Raw genomic sequence first — 25,270 nt, 5'->3', positions numbered from 1 at the left:
TGAGAGAGGATTTTTTCGCATGACAAAGCGCCCATCCGGACGCGCCTGTGACGAAGGTCGCGCCATTTCCATTGAAACAGGCTTTGCCCGACATGCGGAAGGTTCAGCACTTATCCGGGTGGGTGGAACGGAAGTTCTGTGCACGGCGTCCCTCGAACATCGTGTCCCGCCTTTTCTGCGCAACAAGGGTCAGGGGTGGATTACAGCCGAGTATGGCATGCTTCCGCGCGCCACCCATCAGCGTGGCAACCGTGAAGCGTCCAAGGGCAAGCAGTCTGGCCGGACGCAGGAAATCCAACGCCTGATTGCCAGATCCCTGCGAGCCTGCGTCAATCTGAAGAAGCTGGGAGAACGGACCATCACGCTGGACTGTGATGTCCTGAACGCTGATGGCGGGACACGCTGCGCCTCCATTACCGGCGCTTGGGTAGCCCTCTCAATGGCCCTGAAAAAAGCCAATCTGTCCTCAGTCATGACGGCACAAATTGCGGCGGTCTCCTGCGGCCTGACCTCTGCTGGCCCCGTGCTGGACCTGGATTACGTTGAGGACAGTGCCGCTCAGGCTGACACGAACTTTGTTCTTACCGCAGAGGGTGGGATCGTCGAAATTCAGGGGACGGCGGAAACGTCCCCCTTTCAGGAAACCGAGTTTTTTGAACTGCTGCGTCTGGCCAAGCTGGGCACAGCCTCCCTCTTTAAAGCTCAGACTTCCGCACTGGAGACTTTGTAATGCGCCGCCTGTCCCGTGGGTCAAAAATTGTTCTGGCGAGTCATAATGCCGGGAAACTGCGTGAATTCTCCAGCCTACTTGCAGAAAGCGGCATCACTGTTGTGTCTGCAGGGGAGCTGAATCTGCCAGAACCGGACGAAACGGCAGACACATTCATTGGCAACGCTGAAATCAAGGCGCTGGCGGCGGCCCGTGCATCGGGCTTACCCGCACTGGCGGATGATTCCGGCTTTTGCGTCTCGGCACTCGGCGGCCAGCCCGGCGTTTATTCAGCGCGATGGGGCGGCCCTTCAAAAGACATGACCGTTGCGATGGAGCGCGTGCATCGCGAAATGGGTGAAACGCCAGACCACGCAGCATCATTTGTGGCGGCTCTCTGCCTGGCATGGCCCGACGGCGAAACACATTCCGTAGTTGGGGAATGTCATGGACAGATAGTCTGGCCGCCGCGTGGGGAGCATGGTCACGGCTATGACCCAATGTTTGCACCAGAGGGTCATAGCCGAAGCTTCGCAGAAATGAGCGAGCACGAGAAGAACGCGATCAGTCACCGCGGCCGCGCGCTCGCACTTTTCCTTACTGAATGTGTGGAAGGCTGAGCTCGGCTTCAGACATCCGGGAGAGCTGTGAACTCTCGCGTTCCAAATGATAGGGGCCTGTTGAACAGACCTCTATGGACAGCATACCAGTCCCCTTCCGGAGAGCATCTTCAAGTTCCAGATGCGCACGGCCCTCTGTCCAGCGCGCATCATCGCCTTCGCTGGAAGCCCAACCTGTAATTTCGGGAAATGTCAGATGGGACGTGAGGCGATGAGCGCCTCTTACCGCGTAAAAAGTGATGTCCCCGATGAGGACGCCACGTTCCTCACAAGGCGAAGACTGGCTATGTCTTCGTGAGAGAAGCCAGAACGACTTTGTGGGGCTGGAGAGTATGAAAAGGGCATGACTTCCCTGCCAGCGGGCTGGATGAATGAGAGATCCATCATCGCAGGCAAGGTGGAGGCCAGGATCATTTGTAAAGTAATTAAAAGAGGACATGCGTTTTTCCTGCCGTATGCAGTGATTTTATTGTCCATCGCCGAGCACGCACTTTCCCGACCATGGACAGCTCCATGAAGCAGACTGCAGTCTCTCATCCGAACCACATTCCTGTCTGCTTCATGGAAATATTATGTCGTGATATGGTTAGGGAACAGTACAAAATCAGGCTTCTGACAGGAAAAACGGTTCCGTAGCCGTTCTGTCAGAACGGCAAACTTCAGGTTTGCATCTCGATCAATGCGCCAGGTGCCTAACGACCGGTCCGTGACTGACGAGAACACCGCGCTGCCATACCTGATCTACCTGATCGATGTCCGCGATGCTTTGGTCTGGAGCACCACGAACGATTAGAAGATCTGCCCACTTCCCTGTTTTCAGAACACCGCGATCTTCAAGCTCAAGCAGTTCGGCGGCGTTTCCAGTCGCCAGATGAATGGCTTCCAGCGGTGTCAGGCCGGCCTCTACGATCAAGGCAAGTTCGCGATGTTCCGCAAACCCCGGCAAACGCGTTGGAGCAGCCCCTGAGTCTGTGCCAAAGCCCACTTTCACACCTGCCCGATAAAGCGTCAGAAGGTTCTTCTGATTAATCGCAAGCGCGGTGTGAGAAGCCGCGACAAGCGGCTTGGAAAGTGTCTGTTTACGCCAGTCTGCATCTGAGAGCTGCGCCATCAGGGCAGGATCGATGGCGGCCGCAACGAAAGGAACATTCAGAAGCTCCGGATGCTCTGCAAAAAGGTAATTCGCCTCGTCCAGCCCCAGCGTAGCGATGTACCAGACGCCATGGGCCTTCACGGCCTCAATCAGTGCCTGATCAACGGGCTGGTCTCGCACGCCATGCGCGAGGATATTGGCCCCTGCATCCACGACAGCTTTGGCAATATCCAGATCATGAATATGGACCGCCACGCGCGTATTGTGCTGATGGGCTTCGTCTATGACTGCCCGGTAAATATCTGGGGACATTTTGGGAAGCGTCTTGCCATTCGGCACGCCGTTCCGGAAATCATCCACCCAGAGTTTTACGAGATCCGTGTGCTCTGCGACCATACGGTCTACGTCCTGTCGCGCTTCCTGCGGAGTGGTCGGACGATAAACCTGATCCTGCCCTAACGCTTTCACCATCGCAGCGGGCGGCGCTCCTTCCGGAACACCAATGCCCTGATCGACGCCAAACAGATCCGCGCCTGGATTTTTACCCACATGCTGTTCCCGCCGCAAATCATCGAAGAGCGGCGATCGGTTCAGGCCAAGAGACGTGACGGTGAGAACACCATAATCACTATACTGTTTCAGGGCCGCGAGAATATTGGCTCGGGTATAGTTCTCACTACTGCCAGACGTTCCCTTAATGATACCGACGTGGCTGTGATCGCTGATCAGAGCGGGCAACAAAGTTTTGCCGCTGAGATCGATATGCTCAGCTCCTGAAGGGGCCGGATCGCCTATGGAGACAATTCGTCCGTCATTAATGACGACTGTAACGTTTTCACGGACGGGGTCCCCTGTTCCATCGATCAGGCGGGCATGATCGAATGCAACAGGTTCTGCCTGCGCGGTGCAGGCCATCAAGGTCGCCGGCGCGGCCAGCAAAAACCCCGCGAAAGCAGAACGAAGTGTCATAATGGAATTTCCCCTCAGCAGCATTCAGGCTGAGGAGAAACGTTCTGTCATGCAGAAAAGACCAATACCGTCTCGCGATTGTGAAAAGACGCTTGGAACTTTAGCCTTCGAGAGACTGAAGCTCGAACAAACGACGGTAGATGCCACCGTCCTGAGCCACCAGTTCGGCGTGGGTGCCGTCTTCTTTCAACTCACCCCGACTGAAGACAAGAATCCGATCCAGCTCCATCACCGTGGAAAGGCGATGAGCCACCACGATGACCGTGCGGTTCTGCATCAGGCGGCGCATTGCCTCCTGCACCAGGGATTCAGATTCTGAATCCAGACTGGATGTTGCTTCATCGAAAATAAGAATGGGCGCATCTGCAAGGAATGCCCGGGCAATCGCGACACGCTGACGCTCACCGCCCGAGAGCTTGACCCCGCGTTCACCGACCATCGTGTTGTAGCCTTCCGGCAGACGCTCAATGAAGGCTGCTGCGTTGGCCTGACGCGCTGCTTCCTTGATGTCTTCGATGGATGCCGAAGGCCGGGCATAGGCGATATTCTCAGCCAGTGTGCGGTGGAACAGCACCGGTTCCTGTGGAACAATAGCAATGTGCGACCGCAGGGAATCCTGCGTGACATGCGCGATGTCCTGCCCGTCAACCGTGATGCGCCCACTGTTCACATCATACAGGCGTTGCAGAAGCTTCGTGAGGGTCGTCTTTCCAGATCCACTCGGCCCCACGAGGGCCACACGTGATCCCGGCGCGATATCGATTGTGAGGTCTTGATATAGAGGTTTGTCCTGGCCCGGATACTGGAAGGTCACGTGCTCGAAGTGGACCTCGCCCTTCGTAAAGCGTGCAGGCTGGGCGTCTGGTGCATCCTGAATAGCCGAATCCCGGCGGAAGATGGCGATCAGCTCTTCCATCTCATTGACGGAACGCTGCACCTGACTGACCTGCTGGCCAAGATCCCGAAGGTATCCCTGCACAAGAAACATCATTGTCAGAACATATGCGACGTCACCCGGCCCCGCCTTGCCCTGCCACCACAGCATGACGGCAAGCCCGATCATGAGCATCCGCATCACGAGAGAGGCGAGCGCCTGAATATTGGCGCTATTGGTGCCGCGCAGCCATGTCCTCAGGGTACGTCCGCGCCAGCCTTCGACGATGGTGTCCAGCCGCTGCTCTTCCCGCTTTTCAGAGCCGAATGCTTTGACGACTGGATTGCAGGTGACAGAATCCGCGATGGCTGCACCCATTTTCGTGTCCCATTCATTGGATGCACGGGCACTGGGCGCAACATAACGAAGCGTCAGGATAATTGAGAGCCAGGCAAACAGCACTACCGAAACCGCAAGGACCGATCCCATAAGAGGAGAACGGAACATAAGGACGGCCGTAGTGCCACCCAGCACCAGAACCTCTGGCCCGATCATCAGCAGCAGGGTGTCGTCTAAGGTGTCGATAGCCCACATGCCTCGGGTCAGACGGCGAACCGTCGACCCGGCAAAAGTATTGGCATGCCAGTCCGTTGAGAATCGCTGCACGCGGGCAAAGGCCTGATTGAGGACCTTGTGCATGATTGCCAGCGTCAGATGTGAAATCCCGACAAAAGACGACCGACGACCGAACAGCCCAATCAAGCCAAGCGCAATCAATCCCCCCACCATGAGGAACGCATCATTACGCAGGCTCAGAAGCTCATCGGTTTTCGGGATGGTTGGCCCGGCAGCGTGCTTGGAAATATCCGAAACAAGGCGACCAGCCAGAATCGGTGTGACGACGTCTGCCAGTGTGGCGAGCGCCACACCAGAGAGTGTCCAGGCCAGCAGCGCTGGATGTGCCAGCCAGCGGCGGCAGACAAAGGACAGGACTTCTGTAAAAGAAACGTCGATTTTCCGGCCTTCCTGTTTCTGGCCGGTGAGTTGCGTAGAAGTATCGGACACGAAGAGCTCCGCCGTCTTGTCCCTCAAGGACAACGGCCTGATGGCATGAAATTTTCAGATGTTTCGCGTATCTTGCCGGACAGTCCGGATCAGACGCAACAGCCCGCGCGGAGTTTCAGCCATGACAGACGCCCCTAAACCCATGAGCAAGGCCGCGGCCAAGGCTTTCCTTACCGCTCTGGCCGAAGCCAATCCGGATGCGGAAAGTGAGCTGATCTTCCGCAATACGTTCGAGCTTCTGGTGAGTGTGGTTCTCTCGGCTCAGGCGACGGACAAGTCTGTCAACAAAGCAACCAAAGGACTGTTTGAACACGCGCCCGATCCGAAAAGCATGGCGGAGCTCGGGGAAGCCGGGATCGCGCAGTACATCAAGACGATCGGCTTATGGCGCGCCAAGGCGCATAACGTGGCCCTGCTGTGCGAGCAGCTTTTGGAGCGGCATGGCGGGGAAGTTCCTGCTGATCGCAAGTCTCTTGAGGCATTGGCGGGTGTCGGGCGAAAGACCGCCAACGTAGTGATGAATGTTGCGTTTGGGGCCGATACCATGGCGGTTGATACGCATATTTTTCGCATCGGGAACCGGACCGGGCTGGCTCCGGGGAAAACAACCCGGCAGGTTGAGGATGGTCTGGTGGCGCGCATCCCCAAGGACATGCTGCGGCCAGCCCATCACTGGCTGATCCTGCATGGGCGTTATGTCTGTAAAGCCCGGGCGCCTGAATGCTGGCGCTGCCCGGCGACACAATGGTGCCTGTATCCGGACAAGCGTCTCACGCCACCCCGCACAAAAGAGGCGGCCTGATCGAAGCTACTCTGCCTCAGCCAAGGGCAGATTGGGCATTCCGTGTGAGCCTATGGCAGGCACCCAAGGACGACTCCCACGCCAGCTCCGGTCCGAGACAAGTTCTGGACCGCCTCGATGGAGAGAGACCGCATAGGCGCCATTTCTCCAGACCGAAAAACGGTCAATAAACGGAACTCCGGGGCAGGCATTACGGGCCGGGGATGCACTCACAAACAGACGAATTCCCTGACAGTCCTGCTCAGACGGCAAACGAACACCATCCAGGCTATCTTTGGCCCGCAGCAGCACCGTCTGGCCTTTGAGTGAGACACGGCAGAGACCCGTCATGCAGTCAGGTGGCAGGAAGCCTATTGGCAGAGCCAGCGCCCGTTCCCAGTCCTGAAGCGCCAGGTTTTCGAGACTGCCATGAGGACCAACCATCAGAACGCTGTCGTCCCTCAAGGCAAGCACCCCTGCATCAGCGGAAACCAGAAGGTCCGGATGAGGCGCCAGCCAGATGGAGAGAATTCCCACACCAATAGGCCCTAATCCAACGAGGCGCGGCCACCCCTTCCAGAGGCACAACCAGCACAGCCCGAGAAGCAAGGCAGCAAGCCCCCAGCCTGGCATGGCTGGAACAGGTTCGTAAGCAAATGGGAACATCGCAACGGTGTGTGCGATGATCTGAATAATCCGGATGCCCCACCCCATGACGATGAGCGGAAGACCTGCGGCATGCAGTGGCATCAGGAGCAGGGACAGGAGACCTGCGGGCATGATCCAGACGGCGGCCAAAGGAACGGCCAGCATGTTGGCGAGCACGAACCACGGCTGGAAGACACCAAAATGCGCCATGCTGACCGGCAGGGTCGCTAGCCCCGCCAGAAGGCTGGTGAGGGACAAGGCAGCCAGATGGGACAGGATGACGCGCACTGACCCACCTTCGCCTCGAAGTCGTGCAAGGGGTTCACGCAGAACTTCATACCCGGCGATCAGCCCCATCACGGCGGCAAAAGACATCTGAAAAGAAACGTCCAGAACGGAAACCGGAGAGACCAGCAGGATAACGAGCGCAATCAGGGCAAGTGACCGTATGGACAGTGCGCGCCGCCCTGTAACAAGAGCCAGCGTGACCAGTGCCGCCATGCCGAGCGCGCGGACGCTGGGCAGATGAGCACCGGTCAACAGGACATATCCGATACCAGCAAAAAATCCTGAAACTGCTGCGATTTCTCGACAGGGCCAATACAGAGCCAGACGCTCGAAGGCGGTCAGAAACGCGCGAACAGAAACCGTGACAACAGCCATGACCAACCCCAGATGCAGCCCGGCGACAGCCAGAAGATGTGCCAGCCCGGAGGCAGCGAATTCCTGACGGGTGGAGGCATCAATCCCGCCCGCCTCTCCTGCGAGCAGCGTCGCGGCAATGGCGCCAGTCTGGCCGGGGAGCACGCTTTCGATGCGCGCTTCTATGGCTTCTCTCAGTCCCTCCAGACCTGCCGTCGCGTCTGCACTGTCCACGTGCTGAAGTGTGCCCAAAGCATACCCACTCCCTGCTGAGCCAGAGAACCAGGCTTCCCGTTGCAGATCGCGGCCACCCGGCCATGACGGATCCGAAGGAGACCGCAACATTGCCCTGATCTGGACGGTACTGCCCGGTAATGGGGATGCGGAATCATCATCACGGAGTTTCAAACGCAACGTACGTTTGAGAGGCGCCATTCCTGCGTCGACAGGCGTATCGAACGTCGCGTGCGCCAGAACAATCCGTCTCCCGCCTTCATCGCTGCCGGCCCTGGGAGGCAGTGTCTCTAGCGCGATAACCTGCCCTGTTACGACAGAGGCTCGCGTTGGCAGAGACGGCATGGGCGGTTGTCGGCGTGTCTGCCATGAGGCGTCCAGAAAGCCGATCAGAAATCCTGAAAGTACCAGGAATAGAAACAGTAAGGCCGGACGCTTTCGCCAGAACCAGACAGCCACCGCTACGCAGCCCGAAATACCGGATGCAGGCCAAAGAGGGGGTTCGGAGCGGAGTGTCAGATACGTGAGGGCCCCCAATGCAACCGCGACAGGGAGCCAGCAGAACAGCCGGCGCCCCTGCTCTGCCAAGATCCTCTCAATCAGCGACGGGCGGAAGCCACCACTGGCTGGCGCGTCCAGAGAGGTGTCAAACTCATCAAGCAACAGAGTATCGGCAGGAGATATCGGACGGGTCACGGGCAGAGCGTAACGGATTTTAGTCCATCACGCTCTGCCGTAATTCCTGTGCCCGTCAGTTATGAAGGTGCAGCGCGCTTCTGAGACCCGCAGCGTCCCGTTCCAGCTCAAAGCCCGCGCTTCCCGGCTGGAAGAGTCGGGCACTGGCGAGGCCTCCCGTCACGACCGGATCCAGTCCGGCAGCCTCGACCAAATCCTTGACCTTAAGCACAGCCGCCGTGTCATCGCCTGCGATCGGCAAGGCCAGACGTGGGTCTGGCCGGTGTGCTTCGGCACGCAGGCTGGTCATGTCGATGGAGTTGAAGGCCCGCACGACATGCGCGGAAGGGAAATATCGCTGTGTCGTGATGCCGGCTCCGTCTCTGAGAGCAACATCAGCGATCCACCCGTCCCGGCCCACATAGGGATTGGCGGGATCAATCACGACCTTATCAGTCAGTGTCCGGTTCAGATCCCGTCCGAGAGCGGGAATCGCACCATAAGGGACAGCAAGAACCACAATTTTTCCAAAAGCAGCAGCCTGAAGCGGCGTGCCAGCAGACGCGAGGGGCCCGAGGGTCTGCGCTAGAGCCTGTGCATCCTCGATATTGCGGGCAGAAACCATGACGCGATAGCCCGCCTGCACCCAGAGGGCAGCCAGTGTTCGTCCGACCTGACCGGACCCAATAATGCCGATGCCAGGAAGCTCACGAGGCGAATCGGCCATTGCCGCGCTACCGACGGCAGCCAATCCGGCAACAGCCGCAAGAAAGGGGCGTCTACGGAGAGGAAAATTTTTCATGAAGGGTGCCATTCTCGGGACAGAGAACCGCCCTTACCCTGGACGGGGTCGATCGAAGGAAATGTCAGCGCGTTGATCCGGGCCAACTGCTCTGCCGATGGAGCGCTTCGCAGGATGTCAAAGGACTGATTTGGCGGGTAAGCCCCAATGACCGTAAAATCTTCTGTAGACCCAAGATTACAGTGACCGGTTCCTGCGGGAAGCAAGGCGACGTCACCGCCGCGAACCTCCACATCCCGCCCTTCAGGGCCACCAAGGACCAATCTGGCAGACCCATTGGAAAACCCCAGAACCTCATGGCCCAGACTATGATAATGATGGAAAGGATAGACGCCATTCCGCCATCTCGCAGGCCAACCGTTCTGACCGAACAATTGCTCATAGACATCTTCACGGCCCACGCCGCTCTCAAGCACATTCCGATAGAGAATGACGGGCAGACGCTCGTTGTTGGGCACCCATCCATTGGAACGGAGCATAAAGGTCTCAACCCGTGCGGAAGACGCAGCGGCCTTCCGGATGCGGCCACTCCCCAGAGTCAGCCCGACCCCCGTCAGCATGGCGTTGAAATCTCGCCTGTCCATGATCACCCCCAGTGGAAATACTGGAGTCAGGATAGGGAACGCGTCCTTGGTGCAGGAAATCACACACGCTTGAAAAACCGGGTTTTTCTTCATGTAACGGCCTTGTGACACTTAAAGGCAACACATTGCAAAAGAGTGACACAATTTATGGTCGAACGATGCGGATGGCCCGTGCCGCATGACCATGATATGAGAGCCGCATGACCATCCGTACGCGCTTTGCACCCTCCCCTACGGGCCTGCTGCATGTTGGTAATGCCAGGGCTGCTCTGTTCAATTTCCTCTTCGCACGCCATCACGGTGGCGAATTCCTGTTGCGGATTGAGGACACTGACAAGGAACGTTCCACGCAACGTGCCGTGGACGTGATCTTTGACGGTCTCGCCTGGATGGGAATCACGGCCGATGCCGAACCTGTCTTCCAGTCGGCCCGACAGGACCGCCATACGGAAGTCGCTCTTGAGCTTCTGGCCAAAGGCGAAGCCTACAAGTGCTATTGCACGCCAGAAGAACTGACGGCCATGCGCGAGAAGGCCATGGCCGAGAAGCGCCCGCCCCGTTACGACGGCACCTGGCGTGACCGTGATCCGTCCGAGGCACCGGAAGGTGCGCCTTACGTAATTCGCCTGAAGGCACCACGTGAGGGCGAGACCGTCATCAAGGATCTGGTGCAGGGCGAAGTCCGCGTTGCGAACGTGGAAATGGATGACCTGATCATCCTGCGTTCCGACGGCACGCCGACCTACCTGCACGCCGTGGTCTGTGATGACCATGACATGAAGATCACCCATGTCATGCGCGGTGATGACCATCTGACGAACACCTTCCGTCAGGCCATGATCTACCGCGCGATGGGCTGGGATCTGCCGCACTTCGCTCACCTGCCGCTCATTCATGGACCGGATGGCGCCAAGCTGTCCAAGCGTCACGGCGCACAGTCCGTCGTGGACTTCCGCGAGGAAGGGTATCTGCCGGAAGCCCTGTGCAACTACCTGCTCCGTCTGGGCTGGGGCCATGGTGATGCTGAGGTTCTGTCCCGTGAAGAGCAGATCAAGCTGTTCGATCTGGATGGCGTCGGTCGTTCCCCGTCCCGTATGGATTATGTGAAGCTGGCACATCTCAATGGTGTCTGGATGCGTCAGGCTGACGATGAGCGTCTCACAAACGATGTTTTGGAGCGTCTGCAAGGCCGTGAAGGCGTTGTTGCTGATGACCGGACGCGCGGCCGTGTTCTGGCCATGATGTCCGGCCTCAAGGAACGCGCCAAGACGCTGGTGGAACTTACGGATAACGCTGCCTTCGCAGGTTTCACGCTGCCTCTGACCTTCACGCCCAAGGCTGAGAAGCTGCTGGACGAAAATGGTCGCAAGGTTCTGGAAGGCGTTGGGCATGATCTGGCAGCTCTGCCGGATTTCACAGCGGAAGCCATCGATGGTGCCCTCCGCGCCTATGCCGAGAAGAACGAACTGAAGCTTGGGTCCGTAGCTCAGCCGCTCCGGGCAGCCATGACAGGGTCCACGACATCTCCGGGCATTGACCTGACGCTGGCCGCTCTTGGCCGTGACGAGGTTCTGGCCCGCATTGCGAGTGTGCTCAGTGCCTGAGCGGCCATCCGTCCCCCGGCATCTGCTGGGAATCGAGGGGCTAACAGCGGGGCAAATTGCTCCGTTCCTCGATCTGGCGGAGAGCTATGCACTCCTGAGCCGTTCCCGTTCCGCACCACGTGATGCGCTGCGGGGCCGGACAGTCATCAATCTGTTCTTTGAGGACAGCACCCGTACCCGCACCAGTTTTGAGCTGGCGGGCAAACGCCTTGGCGCAGACGTCATAAACATGACGGTCGCGACCAGTTCGGTAAACAAGGGTGAAACACTGCTGGATACGGCATCCACGCTGAATGCCATGCGCTGCGATCTGCTTGTCGTGCGTCATGGTCAGTCCGGTGCACCGGCCCTGCTGTCACAGAAGGTCGAAGCCAGCGTGGTGAATGCTGGGGATGGCACGCATGAACATCCAACTCAGGCTTTATTGGATGCTCTGACCATCCGTCGTCATTTCGGGCGGCTGGAAGGTCTGACCATTGCGATCTGCGGAGATGTGGGTCACAGCCGGGTCGCGCGATCCAATATCCACCTTCTGACCGCAATGGGAAATACGATCCGCCTGGTTGGACCGCCAACGCTTCTACCGTCCGCCATGGCAGAGCTTGGGAACGTCACGCTGTATTCGGACATGGACGAGGCCCTGAAGGGCGCAGACGTCGTCATGTCCCTGCGGCTTCAGAAAGAGCGAATGGGCGCCGGTCTCGTACCAAGTTCGCGCGAGTATTTCCGCTTTTTCGGTCTGGATAGCCGCCGTCTGGCACTGGCTAACCCGGGTGCGCTGGTCATGCATCCTGGCCCCATGAACCGAGGTGTCGAGATTGCCTCTGATGTAGCAGATTCGGACCAGAGCGTGATTGCTGAACAGGTGGAAATGGGTGTGGCGGTGCGTATGGCCGTTCTTGATCGCCTGTCACGCGCACGGGTGCCCTCATGACGATTACTGTTTTTGAAAATGTCCGTCTGGTCGATCCAGCATCTGGCCGAGATGACATCGGACGCCTGACGGTTGAAGACGGCCACATCGCCGCTATCGACAGCCCCGAGACGCCAGAAGGCGCGCGCGTGATTGATGGTCAGGGTGCAGTTCTGTGCCCTGGGCTTGTGGATATGCGTGTTGCCTTGGGTGAACCGGGCTTCGAATACCGAGAAAGTGTGAAGTCAGGCGCACGGGCTGCCGTAGCGGGTGGGATTACCACCATGGCCGTTCTGCCCAACACCTCTCCAGCGATCGATAATCCGGCTCTGGTGCATCTTCTGAAGGTGCGCGGCGAAGAGACGGGTATGGTCTCCATTCACCCTTATGGCGCGCTGACGCGCGGCTGTGAGGGTGGAGACATGGCTGAGCTGGGCTTGTTGCAGGATGCAGGAGCTGTTGCCTTCACCGATGGCACGCGTGCTATCACAGACGCCAAGCAGATGCGCAATCTGCTGTCCTATTCGCGCTTTCTTGACGCGCTGGTTGTGCAGCACCCGGAAGAACCTTCGCTGGCAAAAGGCGCCTGCGCGACCGCCAGTGCGCTGGCGGTCCGGCTAGGCCTGCCGCAGGTTCCGGCCGCTGCTGAGGCGATCATGATTGCCCGCGATCTTCGTTTGGCCGAGATGACTGGGGCGAGACTGCATTTCGCGCACGTCTCTACGGCCGAAGGGCTGGATCTGATCCGAACAGCAAAAACACGTGGCATCAAAGTAACATGTGACACAGCGCCCCCTTATTTCGCCATGACGGAAGAAGACATTGGGGACTTCCGTACCTACGCGAAGTTCTCCCCACCGCTCCGTGCGGAATCAGACAGGGCAGCGGTTTGTGCGGCTCTTGCCGATGGCACGATTGACGCCGTGGCATCTGATCACGCCCCGGCAGATGCGGACGACAAACGTCTTCCGTTCGCGCAGGCGCGTGCAGGGGGGACAGGTCTTGTCACGCTCCTGGGTGTTACGCTGGGCGCGGGGCTACCTCTGATGGATGCCCTGCGTCTTGTCACCTGTGCTCCTGCCGCTCTTCTGGGCATTTCGGCTGGAACACTGGCAATTGGTCAGGATGCCGATCTCTGCCTGTTCGACCCTGATGCCGTTTGGGAAGTAACGGCTGGCGAACTACCGGGCCGGGCTCAGAATACGCCGTTTGATGGTCAGAAGCTGACAGGACGAGTCCTGCGGACCTTCCGACGAGGCCGCGAGGTTTTCACGGCTGAGGGCTTGGCATGACGCTGTCTCATCCCAACCTGCTGCTTGTCGCGGCAGTCGCGTATGTCTTGGGCAGTATTCCGTTCGGATTGATTTTGACCGCCCTCAGCGGCGGCGGGGACATTCGCCAGATCGGCTCTGGCAATATCGGCGCCACGAACGTTTTACGCACCGGTCGTAAGGGATTGGCTGCGGCTACCCTTCTTCTAGATGCTCTAAAAGGGGCGCTGGCGGTCTTTCTGGCGCTTCGGTTCGGTGGTGGCCCGCCGTCACTCGCCATGGCCGTAGCGGCAGTCTCAGTGGTGGTCGGACACTGTTTCCCCGTCTGGCTGGGATTCAGGGGCGGTAAGGGCGTTGCCACAGGACTCGGGACAATCTGGGTTTTGTGCTGGCCTGTTGGTGTGGCGTGCTGCGTGGTCTGGCTCGCCATAGCGCGGATAAGCCGGATTTCGTCGGCTGGAGCGCTTTCAGCATTTCTTGTCGCGCCGATTTTGATGGTTGTCGTGCTGGGCCGGGGTGCCAGTTCTCCCGTTCCTGTCGCGACGTTTCTCATCGCCCTCCTGATTTGGGTGCGACACTATAGCAATATAGTCCGTCTGCTGACGGGCAACGAACCTCGGGTGAACGCCAAGACAAAATCATCCTGATTTTAAGCAACCGTTAATGAAATTCGGATAGGAGCGAGAACATGACGACGTTTTCTGCTCCACCGTTCCGGTTGTCTGATCAAGAGCGACTCGACGCGATGCGTCTTGCTCGCACGCCGGGCGTGGGTCCGATCAATTTTTCCAGGCTGCTTTGCCAATATGGCAGCCCGACTGCGGCTCTCTCCGCACTTCCTGAACGGATGCGTCATGCTGGGCGTGTGGATCTTCCGGTGATTCCATCGGCTAACCAGATGGCCGATGAAGTTGAAACCCTCCGGAAAATGGGCGGAAATGTTTTGATCCGGGGGGACGCCAATTATCCCCTGATGCTGTCCTTCATCAAAGACGCTCCACCTGTGCTCTTTGTTCAGGGAGATCCAGCTAAACTCTCTCTGCGCTCTGTCGGCATTGTGGGAGCACGCAATGCTTCTGCTGCGGGCATTCGCATGGCCGAAAGCCTCTCTGCCGAGCTGGCGAACTCGAAAATCTGCGTTGTTTCAGGTCTGGCCCGTGGGATCGATTCGGCGGCTCATGAGGCAGCCCTTTATCCCGGCCTGACGGCGGCGGCTGTCGCTGGAGGGCTGGATCACGTGTACCCGCCAGAAAATGCAAAGTTGCAGGCCAGTATTGCCGAACGCGGGTGCCTGGTGACAGAGGCGCCATTGGGGACCGTTCCCCAAGCGCGGCACTTTCCTCGCCGCAATCGGCTGATTGCTGGGATCTCTCTCGGATGCGTTGTTGTGGAAGCCGCACTGCATTCCGGAACGCTGATTACGGCCAGTCTGGCGATCTCATACGACAGAGAAGTCTATGCCGTTCCCGGCTCGCCACTCGATCCGCGGTCTCGCGGCGGCAATGAGCTTTTAAGGCGCGGAGCGACGCTCACGGAAAATGTGCAGGATATTCTTTCTTGCCTCCCTTCCGAGCTCCCGGCTCCCCTTTCACCTCCATGGGTAAAGCAGCCGCATCAACCTGGTATTTTGCAAGGCTTTTCAGAACCTTACACAGCATGGAATGTGAGTGCGGAGGATCACTGGGAAGACCCCGATCTTGTACTGTCTGAGGTGCTTCCGCTTCTCTCCATGACACCGGTAACAGTTGACGAGGTGATGCGCCGCTGCCAGTTCTCCGTTTCGGCAGTACTGTCGACACTGACTGAGCTTGAGCTTGGGGGTGTCGTGGAGTTCGTGCCCGGCGGGCGCGTGGCGTTACAGCCGAACAGGAAGTGACGCGGAAGACCGGAGTGGCAATGACAGACGTTGTGGTAGTCGAGAGCCCATCAAAGGCCAAGACGATCAACAAGTATCTGGGAAGCGGGTTTACCGTTCTTGCTTCCTTCGGCCATGTGCGGGATCTGCCGCCCAAGGACGGGAGCGTACGCCCGGACGAGAACTTTGCCATGAGTTGGCAGACGGACGACCGAGGCGCCAAACAGATTGCGGCCATTGCCAAGGCTCTCAAGGGAGCAAAGAACCTTTATCTGGCCACTGACCCGGATCGCGAAGGTGAAGCAATCTCGTGGCATGTGCGCAGTGTTCTTGAAGAAAAAAAGCTCCTGAAGGGAATCGATGTTCATCGCGTCACCTTCAACGAAATTACGAAATCTGCCGTCACTGCTGCGATGGCTGGCCCGCGTGAGCTGGATCAGCCCCTGATTGACGCTTATCTGGCCCGTCGTGCGCTGGACTATCTGGTGGGCTTTACGCTGTCGCCAGTGCTTTGGCGCAAGCTGCCGGGCAGCAAGAGTGCTGGCCGTGTGCAGTCCGTGGCGCTTCGCCTCATTTGTGAGCGTGAAGCCGAGATTGAGGTTTTCAAGCCGAAGGAATACTGGACCGTTACTGGCGGGTTCAATACTCCGGCGAAAGCAGCTTTTCAGGCGCGCCTTACCCATCTGCGCGGTGACAAACTCGACCAGTTCGATCTCAATAACGAACAGCTGGCCTTTGAAGCTCGCGACATCGTACAGGCAGGTCAGTTCACCGTTCGCTCTGTCGAGCGCAAACGGACGAAGCGCAACCCACCGCCGCCATTCACGACCTCTACGCTTCAGCAGGAAGCCTCCCGCAAGCTTGGCATGAGCGCGCAGACAACGATGCGCACGGCCCAGCAACTTTATGAAGGCGTGGATCTCGGTGGTGAGACGATCGGTCTGATCACCTACATGCGAACCGATGGCGTCACGATGGCCAAAGAGGCAATCGGTGCGATTCGCGGGCATATCGGCAAGGCGTTTGGGGACGAGTACGTGCCGGATTATCCACGCGCCTATTCGACCAAAGCCAAGAATGCGCAGGAAGCGCATGAAGCCGTGCGCCCCACGGATGTGTTCCGCACACCTCAACAGGTCGCTCATGCGCTGTCTCCTGAACAACGGCGGCTGTATGAACTGGTCTGGAAGCGCGCCGTTGCGTCACAGATGCAATCTGCCGAGCTTGATCAGGTTGCAGTCACCCTGGCGGATGCCAGCGGACAAACACTGCTCCGGGCAACGGGTTCGACGATTGCCTTCGATGGCTTCCTGAAGCTTTACATCGAAGGCAAGGACGATTCGAAGGCGGAAGACGACGACGGAAAGCTGCTTCCTGCCATGAAGGAAGGGGACCGCGTCGCGACGACGGCTGTTGATGCTGAACAGCACTTCACCCAGCCGCCGCCGCGCTATTCCGAAGCGTCTCTGGTCAAGAAAATGGAAGAGATCGGCATTGGTCGTCCTTCCACCTATGCCTCTGTTCTGGGTGTCCTGCGGGACCGTAACTACGTTCGACTGGAAGCCAAGCGCTTCCTGCCGGAAGACCGAGGACGCCTTGTCACAGCGTTCCTGACGTCCTTTTTCGAGCGTTATGTCGATACCGGCTTCACAGCGTCTCTCGAAGAACAGTTGGATGACATTTCCGGTGGCCGGGCTGACTGGCACGATGTCATGGCAGCCTTCTGGCATGACTTCTCAGCAGCCGTAGATCAGACAAAAGATCTGAAAATCTCGGACGTCATTGACGCTCTGGACGAAGATCTGGGCGATCACTTCTTCCCACCCAAGGAAGACGGCACTGATCCACGGGTCTGCACATCCTGCGGCACAGGCCGTCTGGGGCTGCGTCTTGGCAAGTTTGGCGCCTTCATCGGCTGCTCCAACTATCCAACCTGCCAGTTCACGCGACGTCTGGTCGCTGATGACGGTGCGGATGAGGGGCTCAAGGACGGTATCAAGGTTCTGGGCCAGCACCCGGACACCAGTGAGGACATCACCATTCGTCGTGGGCCCTATGGACTGTATGTCCAGCAGGGAGAACCCAACCCGGAAGACAAGAAGGCCAAGCCCAAGCGTACAACCATCCCCAAGGGGCTGGACGGCAACAGCATGACCATGGAGCAGGCTCTGGGGCTTCTGTCCCTACCCCGCCTGGTTGGGATGCATCCGGAAACAGGGGAAAAGATCGAAGCTGGCCTTGGACGGTTTGGGCCCTATGTGAAAATGGGTGCGATTTACGGCACGCTGGACAAGGACGATGACGTCCTGACGGTTGGGCTGAACCGGGCAGTCGACAGCCTGGCGAAGAAGCTCGCCTCCATCCGCAACCTGGGAGCACATCCCAAGGACGGTGAGCCGGTCATGATCCGCAAGGGTCGTTTTGGTCCGTATGCGCAGCATGGCCAGTTGATCGCCAATCTCCCCAAAGATCAGGACATGAACGACATCACGCTCGATGCGGCCGTGACGCTTCTAGCGGAGAAGGGTAAGCCTCTGAAGGGTGGAGCCAAGAAGACGACTGCTAAGAAGGCTCCAGCCAAAACGGCAACAAGCAAAAAAACTTCGGATGTGGATGCAACTTCTGGCGAAGAAGCTCCGAAGAAAAAGACGGCCCGTGCCACAACAAAAACTTCAACGGCGCGGAAAACAGCCGGGTCCGCAACAAAAAAGCGGAAAACGGCGGCAGACCCTTCCTCAGACGCCTGAACCGTTACTCTGGAGGGGGTGTGACTCACTTGCACTCCCTCCAACAATGTCATTGGTGTGTCTTTACCGGGGCCGAAGTTTGTGGCGTGGTCAAAAGATGGATGGGGTAACAACTTCCTTCTTTCCGCCTCTCCTCAAGGACCCCTCTTTGCGCCATGCCGCACGTCCCATGATCCTGCTTCTGTCGCATATTCGCGAGACGGCGTGCCGCCCGGTTTTTATCCTCAGCCTTGTCACGCTGGCGCTGGGGGCACCCGTCCGGCCAGTTCTGGCCCAAGGCACGCCGCCAGTAAGCACACCCACTGCTCCTGAGGCTGCACCGGCTTTCTCTGCCGGGGTAACGAGGGATGTTCTCGTGGCAGCTCTCGGGTTTCTGGCCCCTCGGACGCTGGACGCTCACTCCCCCCGCGAATTCTGCATCTGGGGGCTGGACGGTCTGACGGCGATTGATCCTACGATTATCGTGACAACGAACGCTGCCGAGGACCACGATGGTCAGCACACACCTGAGACCGTGACGCTGACGCGCGGTCAGAAGCTGTTCTTCAAGCGCTCCCTTCCCGCCGACAACAACCGCACTGGATGGGCAGATCTTGTAACTGCCGCCATGGACTCTGCCTGGACTCATTCATCCACAATCCGGGAGGCAGGCGATGATGCGCTGCTTCAGGGTTTCTTTGATGAGCTGTTCAACCACATGGACCCCTATTCGCGGTATCTGGGACCAACACCGGCTGTCGCGGACCGAACACGACGTACGGGTCAGAGCGGTACAGTAGGCCTAACACTGGGGCAGCAAGGCCATTCGATCGTCGTGACGGCTGTGAATGCCAACGGGCCCGCCTGGGAGGCTGGGGTGGACATGGGGCAGCGCCTGATCTCGGTGAACGGAAAGTCGACCCACGGTCAGTCTCCGGACACTGTGCAGAGCTGGCTGGAAGGCAACGAACGTACGGCCGTTTCTCTGGCTCTCGCGTCCAAGGGAAAACGTCCGGCAACCTTGAAGATCATGAGAGCGCAGGTTCCGCCTGAAACCGTTTTCGCGTCTACGGTGGATACATACACCCTTCTGAAAATCACTTCCTTTTCGACCCAGACGGCTGAGGAAATCAGTCAGTATCTCGATCAGGTTGTGGAAGACGATACACCCGATGGCTCCAGTTCCGGACAGCCAACCGGCAAAGCAAAGCGCCCTGCCGGGATCATCATCGATCTGCGCGGGGACCGTGGCGGCGTTCTTCAACAGGCTGTTACGGCTGCCGCCCTGTTCCTCGATCATGGCGTAGCAGTCACGACGCATGGCCGCGATCCTCAGGCCAACCACATCTGGGCCGTTCAAGGCGGCGACATGACAAGTGGAGCGCCGATTGTCATTCTCGTGGATGGTCGCACAGCAAGTGCAGCAGAAATTCTTGCGGCAGCCTTGGCGGATCATCGCCGGGCCGTCGTCATTGGTAGCGAGACTCTGGGTAAGGGTCTGGTTCAGGTGATTGGCCAGATGCCCAATGGCGGCGAGCTGTTCGTGACATGGAGCCGCAATCAGGCCCCGCTGGGCTGGCCCATTCAAGGTCTGGGCGTCATGCCTCAGGTTTGCACGTCGCGGGGGAGCGATGACCTTCATACACAGCTTGAAGCTCTGAAAAACGGAAATGCCCCGCAGGCAGGCGCCGTTCAGATGGCTCGGGCAGCGCGCTACCCTGTTCCTGTTGCCAGAATTCTGGACATTCGACGTCATTGCCCGGCAGCGATTGGGACAGACGCAGACATGGACACGGCAAGATTCATGCTATCTTCTGCTTCGGCCTACAAGGCAGCGCTTGAAGCTGTCCCTGACGAAAATACCGCACCTCTGCACTAACTTTTCAGGATATGGACGGAACTTTCATGGGTGCACGTTTAAAAACAGGTCTCTGGGTGCGCGCCGTGATGCGACGGATTTCTTCCGACGGCACGTCCGCCATGGTCCTGAAAAAAGGGGATGAAGATGCCGGAGCCGTCCTGATCGTTCTCAGGGACCGCGACGACAATGTCGCCCTCCTCCGTGAAAATGGTTCGGACTGGATTCGGGCAGACATTCAGGATGCAGCCGGTCTGGAAGACTATCTGGAACGCCAGCGGCGTTATGATCCAGACCTCTGGGTCATTGAACTGGAAGTCCGGAATGTGGCCACGCCGCTGGAACGAACACTCGGTTCGCGTCGCGCAGATCTGGACGTGATGCACTGAACTGTGGGAGGGAGGACACACTGGGCGACGAACATGCCCATTGTGAAACTTTCGCATCACCCATTAAAGGGTTCGGCGCGTTGCCATCGCCTGTAGTTTCGGCAAGAAGACTTTCAAATTGGGTTGGTTGGAGAGAAATGACATGATGCAGCGATCCGTTTTCAGGACCTGGCTTGCCCGGGCCGGGCTCACTGCAGGCGTTTCGATGCTGGTCATGGGGGCCGCAGAGGCGCAGCCGGTCAGGGGACTGTACGTTTCCGGGTCTGGCGGCGCGAGCTTCAACCAGGATCAGACAGTCCGTCTTTCTCCTGTCTTCCCGAGCGGCCGTGACCACTATCAGGCAGGCGTCACGGGACTCGGCAGCGTTGGCTGGGGCCTCGGAAACGGGTTCCGGGTCGAGGTTGAGGGAAATTACCGCAACAATCGTCTCCAGCAGTTCAAGAGCAGCCTGTTCCCGTCTTCTGTCGGCGGTCGCCAGCAGAGCTACGGCGTGATGGCAAATGCCCTGTTTGACATGGATATCGGGCAGTCCTGGGTTTATCCGTATTTCGGCGCAGGCGTAGGCTACGGCTGGCAGTCCATGAACACCTATGTTCATGCACCCAGCGGTGCATTCGACCAGCACGTCACCGGTACGGCAGGAAACTTCGCCTATCAGGGCATCTTCGGTCTGTCCTTCCCTGTTCCCTGGGTAGTTGGTCTCTCTGCCACGACAGAATACCGTTTCTACTCCCTGCTTGGGCCTAACGGTCATCACGCTACGGCGACAGGCGTTTACGGCGGCTGGGATCAGAAGCAGGCTTATGGCTCTTCCACGGGCAACCGCGATACCCGCACGAACTTCAATCACTCGCTGCTCCTCGGCCTGCGCTACGAGTTCAACCCGGCTCCGCCGCCTGCACCACCGGCTCCAGCAGTGATTGCTGCGCCCGCGCCAGCCCCGACACGCACGTATCTGGTCTTCTTTGACTGGGATTCGGCTGCTCTGAGCGAGCGTGCGAAGTCTGTGGTGGCTGAAGCTGCCAAGAACTCCACTTCGACCCAGGTCACGCATATTGAAGTCAGCGGATATACGGACACGTCCGCTGCCCAGCCAGGGGCACGCGGTCAGGCTTACAATCTCGGCCTCTCCAACCGTCGCGCCGAAAGTGTGAAGGCTGAGCTGATCCGTGACGGTGTGGCAGCTGGCCTCATTTCCACGCAGGGCTTTGGCGAGACTCACCCCCTCGTTCCGACAGGCCCGAATGCTCGTGAGCCTCAGAACCGCCGCGTTGAAATCGATTTCAAGTAAGGGTTAGCCTTACGTTTTAAATGGCTTTGAAAGCCGGCGCCCTTGACTGGGTGCCGGCTTTTTTCATGTCTGATCCGGTAAAAATGATACAAAAAAAGCGGGGATAAACCCCGCCTTTTTCGTCACGAAGCTGAAGAGCTTCAGTGCTTGCGACGTGTCGTCTGACGCGTAACTGTCTTCTTTTTCGTGGTGGTTGTAGCAGCCTTCGGCGTCGGTGCCGTAACAGCAGGCTTGGCAACAACAACGCCGGTCGCGTCCACAGTGATGTGTACAACGAGGTGTTCGCGCTTCTTGCCACCACCTGGGATCAGCTCCGCCGTGAACGTGTCTGCACCAGCATAAGCCGTTGCAGGGGTATAGTTCACGTAGGTGTGGCCATCGTAGTTGTAGAGGAAAGCCTTGCCGTGTGACGGCGCAGGATTCACACCGAAGGAGGAATAGCTGCTGCCGAAGGATTTCTGCACGGAGATCGCGCAGAGGCCATCGTCACTGCGAACGGTCATGTCCACGTTCATCGTGCCATCAGCGGCGGTTGTGACCGGCGAGACGTGGCAGACTGCAGAAACCTTCTGGTAGCCGAAGGGGTTCGGCGTCACAGAGCGTTGAACGATCGCCTGCTGTGCGCAGCCGGAAAGAAGCAGGGTAAAGGCAAAGGCCGATCCCAAGGTAATGACGGAACCTCGCAGGCGCACGGTCAACTCCAACGCTCGTGACAGACTTAATGCCGCGCTTCCCGCGACAAGATAGACGTTCGCATGTAGAACAGGACGAGGCGGGGTGAAAGCCTGTCCGTCTCCCTTATGCGCACTTTCAGGGCTTTTTCTGCGGTCGGCGCGATAAATTACAATTGAGAACGCGAACGCCCATTTTCCGCCACGAAATTATGTTGCAGGTAAAGAGCTTGCCGCACGTTTCTCACATGCGGATTCATCTTTCCGCGGGCCGCAAGCCCGGATTATGCTGTCTGTCTGTTTCCGGCCATCAGTCCCGGCCTTGTGGAGTTTGTCGATGCCTTCGTTTTTCCGTCGTTCCTTCGTCCGTCTGGCTGGTGCTGGCCTGGCGTGCACAACACTGTTCGCCGCTCATGCCACGCCAGCTTTCGCAGCTGAGTGCGGCAACTCCCCGGCTCATGAAGCTTTTGACGTCGCGGGCCTGAAGTCCGAACTGATGGTAACGGCTCTCTCCTGCAAGTCGCAGGACCGTTACAACGCGTTCGTGGCCAAGTTCCGCCCGTCCCTTCTGGATGCAGAAAAGCGCCTTGATGGCTATTTCCGCACCACATACGGTCGTCGCGCTCAGGCAGCGCATGATGATTACATCACGCAGCTTGCAGATGTGCAGTCTCTTGGTGGCCTGAAGTCCGGCACGGTGTTCTGTGAACAGCGCACAGCCATGTTCGATGAGATTGATGCACTCGAAACGGGTTCCGACCTGGCTCACTACGCCGAAGCCAAAGATGTCGCCCAGCCTGCGTCCTATGAGAGCTGTGCAGCACCTGCCACTGTTGACCGTCGGCCGCGCCATGGCACAACCAAAAGCACCACGACGCGTCGCACGCACCGCGCCTGATCTGCCGCCGAAAGTCAGTCGTTCTGTTCCATCCGGAAGCGTTCTCTTGACGTTCCGGACTGGGACGGCGACAACGCAGACATGAGCGATCTGTTCGAGTCAGGCAAAGCAGGAAATACCAAGGCGACTGGCGGCCGCAAAGGCGCCGTCAACACGGATTATGGCGCACAGGATATCGAGGTCCTTGAAGGACTGGAGCCTGTTCGTCGTCGCCCTGGAATGTATATCGGTGGCACGGATGATAACGCCTATCATCACCTTGCCTCCGAAATTCTCGATAACGCCATGGATGAAGCCGTAGCCGGCCATGCCAGTAGCATCGAAATGCGACTGGAAGGCCCGCGGACACTCATGGTGCGCGATAATGGTCGCGGCATCCCAACGGACCCTCATCCCAAATTCCCGGATAAATCCGCGCTGGAAGTAATCTTTACGACGCTTCATGCGGGCGGAAAATTCTCTGGCAAGGCGTATGATACGTCTGGCGGCCTGCATGGTGTCGGCAGTTCGGTTGTCAACGCGCTTTCCGACAAGCTTGAAGTGGAAGTCGCCCGGGACCGGGTACTGTATCGGCAGGATTTCTCCCGTGGTGTGCCGCTTGGCCCGTTGGCCGAAGTCGGCAAGGCTCCCAATCGCCGAGGCACCACGGTTCGCTTTTCGCCTGATCCGGAAATCTTCGGGAATCTTCATTTTTCCGCATCCCGCCTGTACCGACTCTGCTGCTCCAAGGCCGCTCTGTTCCGTGGCGTCATCATTCAGTGGAAATGTGATCCGGAGCTGATCAAGGCTGGCGACGAAACACCAGTCGAAGCCACGATCCAGTTTCCGAACGGCCTGGAAGATGCCCTGACGGCAGAACTCGGTGCCAACCCCGATCTATTGACGCCACTTTGGGCCGGAGAAGCCGAGCTTCCTCTGGCAGCCGATGGCCGGACAGGTGGCAAGGTAGAGTGGGCTGTCGCGTTTCTGGAAGCTGGCACATCCACACTCACCTCCTACTGCAACACGATTCCCACGCCGCAGGGCGGCACGCATGAAGCGGGCTTCCGGGCCGCTCTGGTCAAGGGTTTCCGTTCCTGGGGAGACCAGCGCAAGGTCAAACGCGCAGCAGCGATCACAGCTGAAGATGTTCTTGGCGCCGTTGCCGCCAAGCTTTCTGTCTTTATTCGTGACCCGCAGTTTCAGGGCCAGACCAAGGACAAACTGACCAATCAGGAAGCCTCGCGTCTTGTAGAAGGCGCCCTGCGTGACCGAATCGACCATTGGCTCGGCGGAAACCCGCAGCAGGCAGATAATCTTCTGGCGTTCATGGTGGAGCGCGCTGAAGAGCGTTTGCGCCGTCGTGAAGTCAAGGAAACAGCGCGGAAAAGTGCAACCCGCAAACTGCGCCTTCCCGGCAAGCTGACAGACTGCACCCGCGAAAATGCCTCCGAGACCGAACTGTTTCTGGTCGAGGGCGAATCGGCCGGTGGCTCTGCGCGCCAGGCACGTGACCGGGAAACGCAGGCTGTTCTACCACTGCGCGGCAAGATTCTGAACGTCGCCTCCGCCACCGCCGACAAGCTCCGCGGGAATCAGGAACTCCGCGACCTAACGGAAGCTCTTGGCTGCGGTCTGGGGTCGTCTTTCGACATCAGCCGCCTTCGCTACGGCCGCGTCATCATCATGACAGACGCTGACGTCGACGGTGCGCATATCGCCTCCCTTCTGATGACGTTCTTCTATCGCGAAATGCCGGAACTGATCCGTCATGGGCATTTGCATCTGGCTCAGCCGCCGCTGTATCGCCTGACGCATGGGGCAAAGACGGTCTATGCGATGAACGATCAGGACCGTGACAAGCGCATCAAGGCGGACTTCAAGTCCAATGCGAAGGTCGAAGTGTCCCGATTCAAGGGGCTGGGCGAGATGCCTGTGAAGGACCTCAAGCAGACGACGATGGACCCTGCACGCCGGACGCTTCTGCGAGTGGTCGCTCTTCCTGAAGATCGCGCGCTGACAAGCGAACGCGTGGAAAGCCTCATGGGACGCAAGCCGGAACTCCGATTCCGCTTCATTCAGGAGCACGCCCGTTCCGTCGAAGATCTTGACGTCTGAA

The 25,270-nt window shown here is 58.5% G+C and carries 21 protein-coding genes; 14 read left to right on the top strand and 7 right to left on the bottom strand.

Annotation, left to right across the window (positions count from 1 at the left end; all coding sequences use genetic code 11):
• The first annotated feature begins 19 nt into the window (after nucleotides 1–19).
• Both rph and rdgB read left to right on the top strand, forming a co-directional pair.
• Nucleotides 20–730, top strand: coding sequence for a ribonuclease PH (gene rph, locus ABF979_RS05430; protein ID WP_415558340.1), 711 nt, complete (start codon nucleotides 20–22; stop codon nucleotides 728–730).
• A complete protein-coding gene (gene rdgB, locus ABF979_RS05425) occupies nucleotides 730–1,329 on the top strand; it encodes an RdgB/HAM1 family non-canonical purine NTP pyrophosphatase (RefSeq protein WP_415558338.1) in 600 nt (199 codons plus the stop codon). The genes rph and rdgB overlap by 1 nt, the downstream gene beginning before the upstream one ends.
• Here the strand turns inward: rdgB and ABF979_RS05420 are convergent.
• From ABF979_RS05420 to ABF979_RS05410, 3 genes are all read right to left on the bottom strand, one after another.
• Nucleotides 1,307–1,768 (bottom strand): hypothetical protein, encoded by a 462-nt coding sequence (locus tag ABF979_RS05420; RefSeq protein ID WP_415558336.1) that lies wholly within the window; start codon nucleotides 1,766–1,768, stop codon nucleotides 1,307–1,309. The two genes, rdgB and ABF979_RS05420, sit on opposite strands and share 23 nt — an antisense overlap.
• Before the next feature lie 237 nt (nucleotides 1,769–2,005).
• The gene (locus ABF979_RS05415; RefSeq protein ID WP_415558334.1) at nucleotides 2,006–3,391 is read right to left on the bottom strand and encodes an amidohydrolase family protein; all 1,386 of its coding nucleotides are present in this window, start codon (nucleotides 3,389–3,391) and stop codon (nucleotides 2,006–2,008) included.
• 100 nt (nucleotides 3,392–3,491) lie between these two features.
• Nucleotides 3,492–5,330, bottom strand: coding sequence for an ABC transporter ATP-binding protein (locus ABF979_RS05410; protein WP_415558332.1), 1,839 nt, complete (start codon nucleotides 5,328–5,330; stop codon nucleotides 3,492–3,494).
• Between the two features lie 121 nt (nucleotides 5,331–5,451).
• Here ABF979_RS05410 and nth point away from each other — a divergent pair, with 121 nt between their 5' ends.
• Nucleotides 5,452–6,132 (top strand): endonuclease III, encoded by a 681-nt coding sequence (gene nth, locus ABF979_RS05405; protein WP_415558330.1) that lies wholly within the window; start codon nucleotides 5,452–5,454, stop codon nucleotides 6,130–6,132.
• A gap of 6 nt (nucleotides 6,133–6,138) precedes the next feature.
• On the opposite strand, the gene ABF979_RS05400 is transcribed toward nth, so the two are convergent.
• The 3 genes from ABF979_RS05400 to ABF979_RS05390 form a co-directional block, all read right to left on the bottom strand.
• The gene (locus ABF979_RS05400) at nucleotides 6,139–8,223 is read right to left on the bottom strand and encodes a ComEC/Rec2 family competence protein (protein ID WP_415558357.1); all 2,085 of its coding nucleotides are present in this window, start codon (nucleotides 8,221–8,223) and stop codon (nucleotides 6,139–6,141) included.
• Between the two features lie 163 nt (nucleotides 8,224–8,386).
• On the bottom strand, nucleotides 8,387–9,112 hold the full coding sequence (locus tag ABF979_RS05395; protein WP_415558328.1) for an NADPH-dependent F420 reductase: 726 nt from the start codon (nucleotides 9,110–9,112) through the stop codon (nucleotides 8,387–8,389).
• Complete coding sequence (locus ABF979_RS05390; protein ID WP_415558326.1) at nucleotides 9,109–9,696, bottom strand: cupin; 588 nt, start codon at nucleotides 9,694–9,696, stop codon at nucleotides 9,109–9,111. The genes ABF979_RS05395 and ABF979_RS05390 overlap by 4 nt, the downstream gene beginning before the upstream one ends.
• A gap of 200 nt (nucleotides 9,697–9,896) precedes the next feature.
• On the opposite strand from ABF979_RS05390, the gene gltX reads away from it, so the two are divergent.
• The 9 genes from gltX (at nucleotide 9,897) to ABF979_RS05345 (ending at nucleotide 21,603) form a co-directional block, all read left to right on the top strand.
• Nucleotides 9,897–11,300 carry a glutamate--tRNA ligase gene (gene gltX, locus ABF979_RS05385; protein WP_415558325.1) on the top strand — a complete coding sequence of 468 codons (1,404 nt, stop codon included), beginning with the start codon at nucleotides 9,897–9,899 and terminating at the stop codon, nucleotides 11,298–11,300.
• Nucleotides 11,293–12,234, top strand: a complete 942-nt coding sequence (locus ABF979_RS05380) for an aspartate carbamoyltransferase catalytic subunit (protein ID WP_415558324.1) — start codon at nucleotides 11,293–11,295, stop codon at nucleotides 12,232–12,234. Before gltX ends, ABF979_RS05380 begins: the two co-directional genes overlap by 8 nt.
• On the top strand, nucleotides 12,231–13,505 hold the full coding sequence (locus ABF979_RS05375; RefSeq protein ID WP_415558322.1) for a dihydroorotase: 1,275 nt from the start codon (nucleotides 12,231–12,233) through the stop codon (nucleotides 13,503–13,505). Before ABF979_RS05380 ends, ABF979_RS05375 begins: the two co-directional genes overlap by 4 nt.
• Nucleotides 13,502–14,131 (top strand): glycerol-3-phosphate 1-O-acyltransferase PlsY, encoded by a 630-nt coding sequence (gene plsY, locus ABF979_RS05370; RefSeq protein WP_415558320.1) that lies wholly within the window; start codon nucleotides 13,502–13,504, stop codon nucleotides 14,129–14,131. The genes ABF979_RS05375 and plsY overlap by 4 nt, the downstream gene beginning before the upstream one ends.
• 41 nt (nucleotides 14,132–14,172) lie before the next feature.
• The gene (gene dprA / locus ABF979_RS05365; protein ID WP_415558318.1) at nucleotides 14,173–15,360 is read left to right on the top strand and encodes a DNA-processing protein DprA; all 1,188 of its coding nucleotides are present in this window, start codon (nucleotides 14,173–14,175) and stop codon (nucleotides 15,358–15,360) included.
• A gap of 20 nt (nucleotides 15,361–15,380) precedes the next feature.
• On the top strand, nucleotides 15,381–18,086 hold the full coding sequence (gene topA, locus ABF979_RS05360; protein ID WP_415558316.1) for a type I DNA topoisomerase: 2,706 nt from the start codon (nucleotides 15,381–15,383) through the stop codon (nucleotides 18,084–18,086).
• Nucleotides 18,087–18,255: 169 nt separating this feature from the next.
• Nucleotides 18,256–19,944 carry a S41 family peptidase gene (locus ABF979_RS05355; protein ID WP_415558356.1) on the top strand — a complete coding sequence of 563 codons (1,689 nt, stop codon included), beginning with the start codon at nucleotides 18,256–18,258 and terminating at the stop codon, nucleotides 19,942–19,944.
• Nucleotides 19,945–19,970: 26 nt separating this feature from the next.
• Complete coding sequence (locus ABF979_RS05350; RefSeq protein ID WP_415558314.1) at nucleotides 19,971–20,312, top strand: DUF1491 family protein; 342 nt, start codon at nucleotides 19,971–19,973, stop codon at nucleotides 20,310–20,312.
• 142 nt (nucleotides 20,313–20,454) lie between these two features.
• Nucleotides 20,455–21,603, top strand: a complete 1,149-nt coding sequence (locus ABF979_RS05345; protein WP_415558312.1) for an OmpA family protein — start codon at nucleotides 20,455–20,457, stop codon at nucleotides 21,601–21,603.
• Nucleotides 21,604–21,743: 140 nt separating this feature from the next.
• Here ABF979_RS05345 and ABF979_RS05340 read toward each other — a convergent pair whose 3' ends face one another.
• Nucleotides 21,744–22,295, bottom strand: a complete 552-nt coding sequence (locus tag ABF979_RS05340; protein WP_415558311.1) for a hypothetical protein — start codon at nucleotides 22,293–22,295, stop codon at nucleotides 21,744–21,746.
• Between the two features lie 316 nt (nucleotides 22,296–22,611).
• Here ABF979_RS05340 and ABF979_RS05335 point away from each other — a divergent pair, with 316 nt between their 5' ends.
• Together ABF979_RS05335 and parE are read left to right on the top strand one after the other, a co-directional pair.
• Nucleotides 22,612–23,172: a hypothetical protein gene (locus ABF979_RS05335; RefSeq protein ID WP_249203008.1), complete on the top strand. Its 561-nt coding sequence runs from the start codon at nucleotides 22,612–22,614 to the stop codon at nucleotides 23,170–23,172.
• Nucleotides 23,173–23,253: 81 nt separating this feature from the next.
• Nucleotides 23,254–25,269, top strand: a complete 2,016-nt coding sequence (gene parE / locus ABF979_RS05330; RefSeq protein WP_046900259.1) for a DNA topoisomerase IV subunit B — start codon at nucleotides 23,254–23,256, stop codon at nucleotides 25,267–25,269.
• Nucleotide 25,270 lies beyond the last annotated feature (1 nt).

The organism is Gluconobacter sp., assembly GCF_047723935.1.
Lineage (GTDB): Bacteria > Pseudomonadota > Alphaproteobacteria > Acetobacterales > Acetobacteraceae > Gluconobacter.
The sequence above is the reverse complement of the archived record's forward strand: the minus strand, read 5'-3'. Positions and strand labels throughout refer to the sequence as shown.

What these genes read in the sequence shown, in the direction of transcription:
- rph (WP_415558340.1), top strand. Translation starts at nt 20, where the DNA reads ATGACAAAGCGCCCATCCGGACGCGCCTGTGACGAAGGTCGCGCCATT.
- rdgB (WP_415558338.1), top strand. Translation starts at nt 730, where the DNA reads ATGCGCCGCCTGTCCCGTGGGTCAAAAATTGTTCTGGCGAGTCATAAT.
- ABF979_RS05420 (WP_415558336.1), bottom strand. Translation starts at nt 1,768, where the DNA reads ATGTCCTCTTTTAATTACTTTACAAATGATCCTGGCCTCCACCTTGCC.
- ABF979_RS05415 (WP_415558334.1), bottom strand. Translation starts at nt 3,391, where the DNA reads ATGACACTTCGTTCTGCTTTCGCGGGGTTTTTGCTGGCCGCGCCGGCG.
- nth (WP_415558330.1), top strand. Translation starts at nt 5,452, where the DNA reads ATGACAGACGCCCCTAAACCCATGAGCAAGGCCGCGGCCAAGGCTTTC.
- ABF979_RS05395 (WP_415558328.1), bottom strand. Translation starts at nt 9,112, where the DNA reads ATGAAAAATTTTCCTCTCCGTAGACGCCCCTTTCTTGCGGCTGTTGCC.
- ABF979_RS05390 (WP_415558326.1), bottom strand. Translation starts at nt 9,696, where the DNA reads ATGGACAGGCGAGATTTCAACGCCATGCTGACGGGGGTCGGGCTGACT.
- gltX (WP_415558325.1), top strand. Translation starts at nt 9,897, where the DNA reads ATGACCATCCGTACGCGCTTTGCACCCTCCCCTACGGGCCTGCTGCAT.
- ABF979_RS05375 (WP_415558322.1), top strand. Translation starts at nt 12,231, where the DNA reads ATGACGATTACTGTTTTTGAAAATGTCCGTCTGGTCGATCCAGCATCT.
- plsY (WP_415558320.1), top strand. Translation starts at nt 13,502, where the DNA reads ATGACGCTGTCTCATCCCAACCTGCTGCTTGTCGCGGCAGTCGCGTAT.
- dprA (WP_415558318.1), top strand. Translation starts at nt 14,173, where the DNA reads ATGACGACGTTTTCTGCTCCACCGTTCCGGTTGTCTGATCAAGAGCGA.
- topA (WP_415558316.1), top strand. Translation starts at nt 15,381, where the DNA reads ATGACAGACGTTGTGGTAGTCGAGAGCCCATCAAAGGCCAAGACGATC.
- ABF979_RS05355 (WP_415558356.1), top strand. Translation starts at nt 18,256, where the DNA reads ATGATCCTGCTTCTGTCGCATATTCGCGAGACGGCGTGCCGCCCGGTT.
- ABF979_RS05350 (WP_415558314.1), top strand. Translation starts at nt 19,971, where the DNA reads ATGGGTGCACGTTTAAAAACAGGTCTCTGGGTGCGCGCCGTGATGCGA.
- ABF979_RS05345 (WP_415558312.1), top strand. Translation starts at nt 20,455, where the DNA reads ATGATGCAGCGATCCGTTTTCAGGACCTGGCTTGCCCGGGCCGGGCTC.
- ABF979_RS05335 (WP_249203008.1), top strand. Translation starts at nt 22,612, where the DNA reads ATGCCTTCGTTTTTCCGTCGTTCCTTCGTCCGTCTGGCTGGTGCTGGC.
- parE (WP_046900259.1), top strand. Translation starts at nt 23,254, where the DNA reads ATGAGCGATCTGTTCGAGTCAGGCAAAGCAGGAAATACCAAGGCGACT.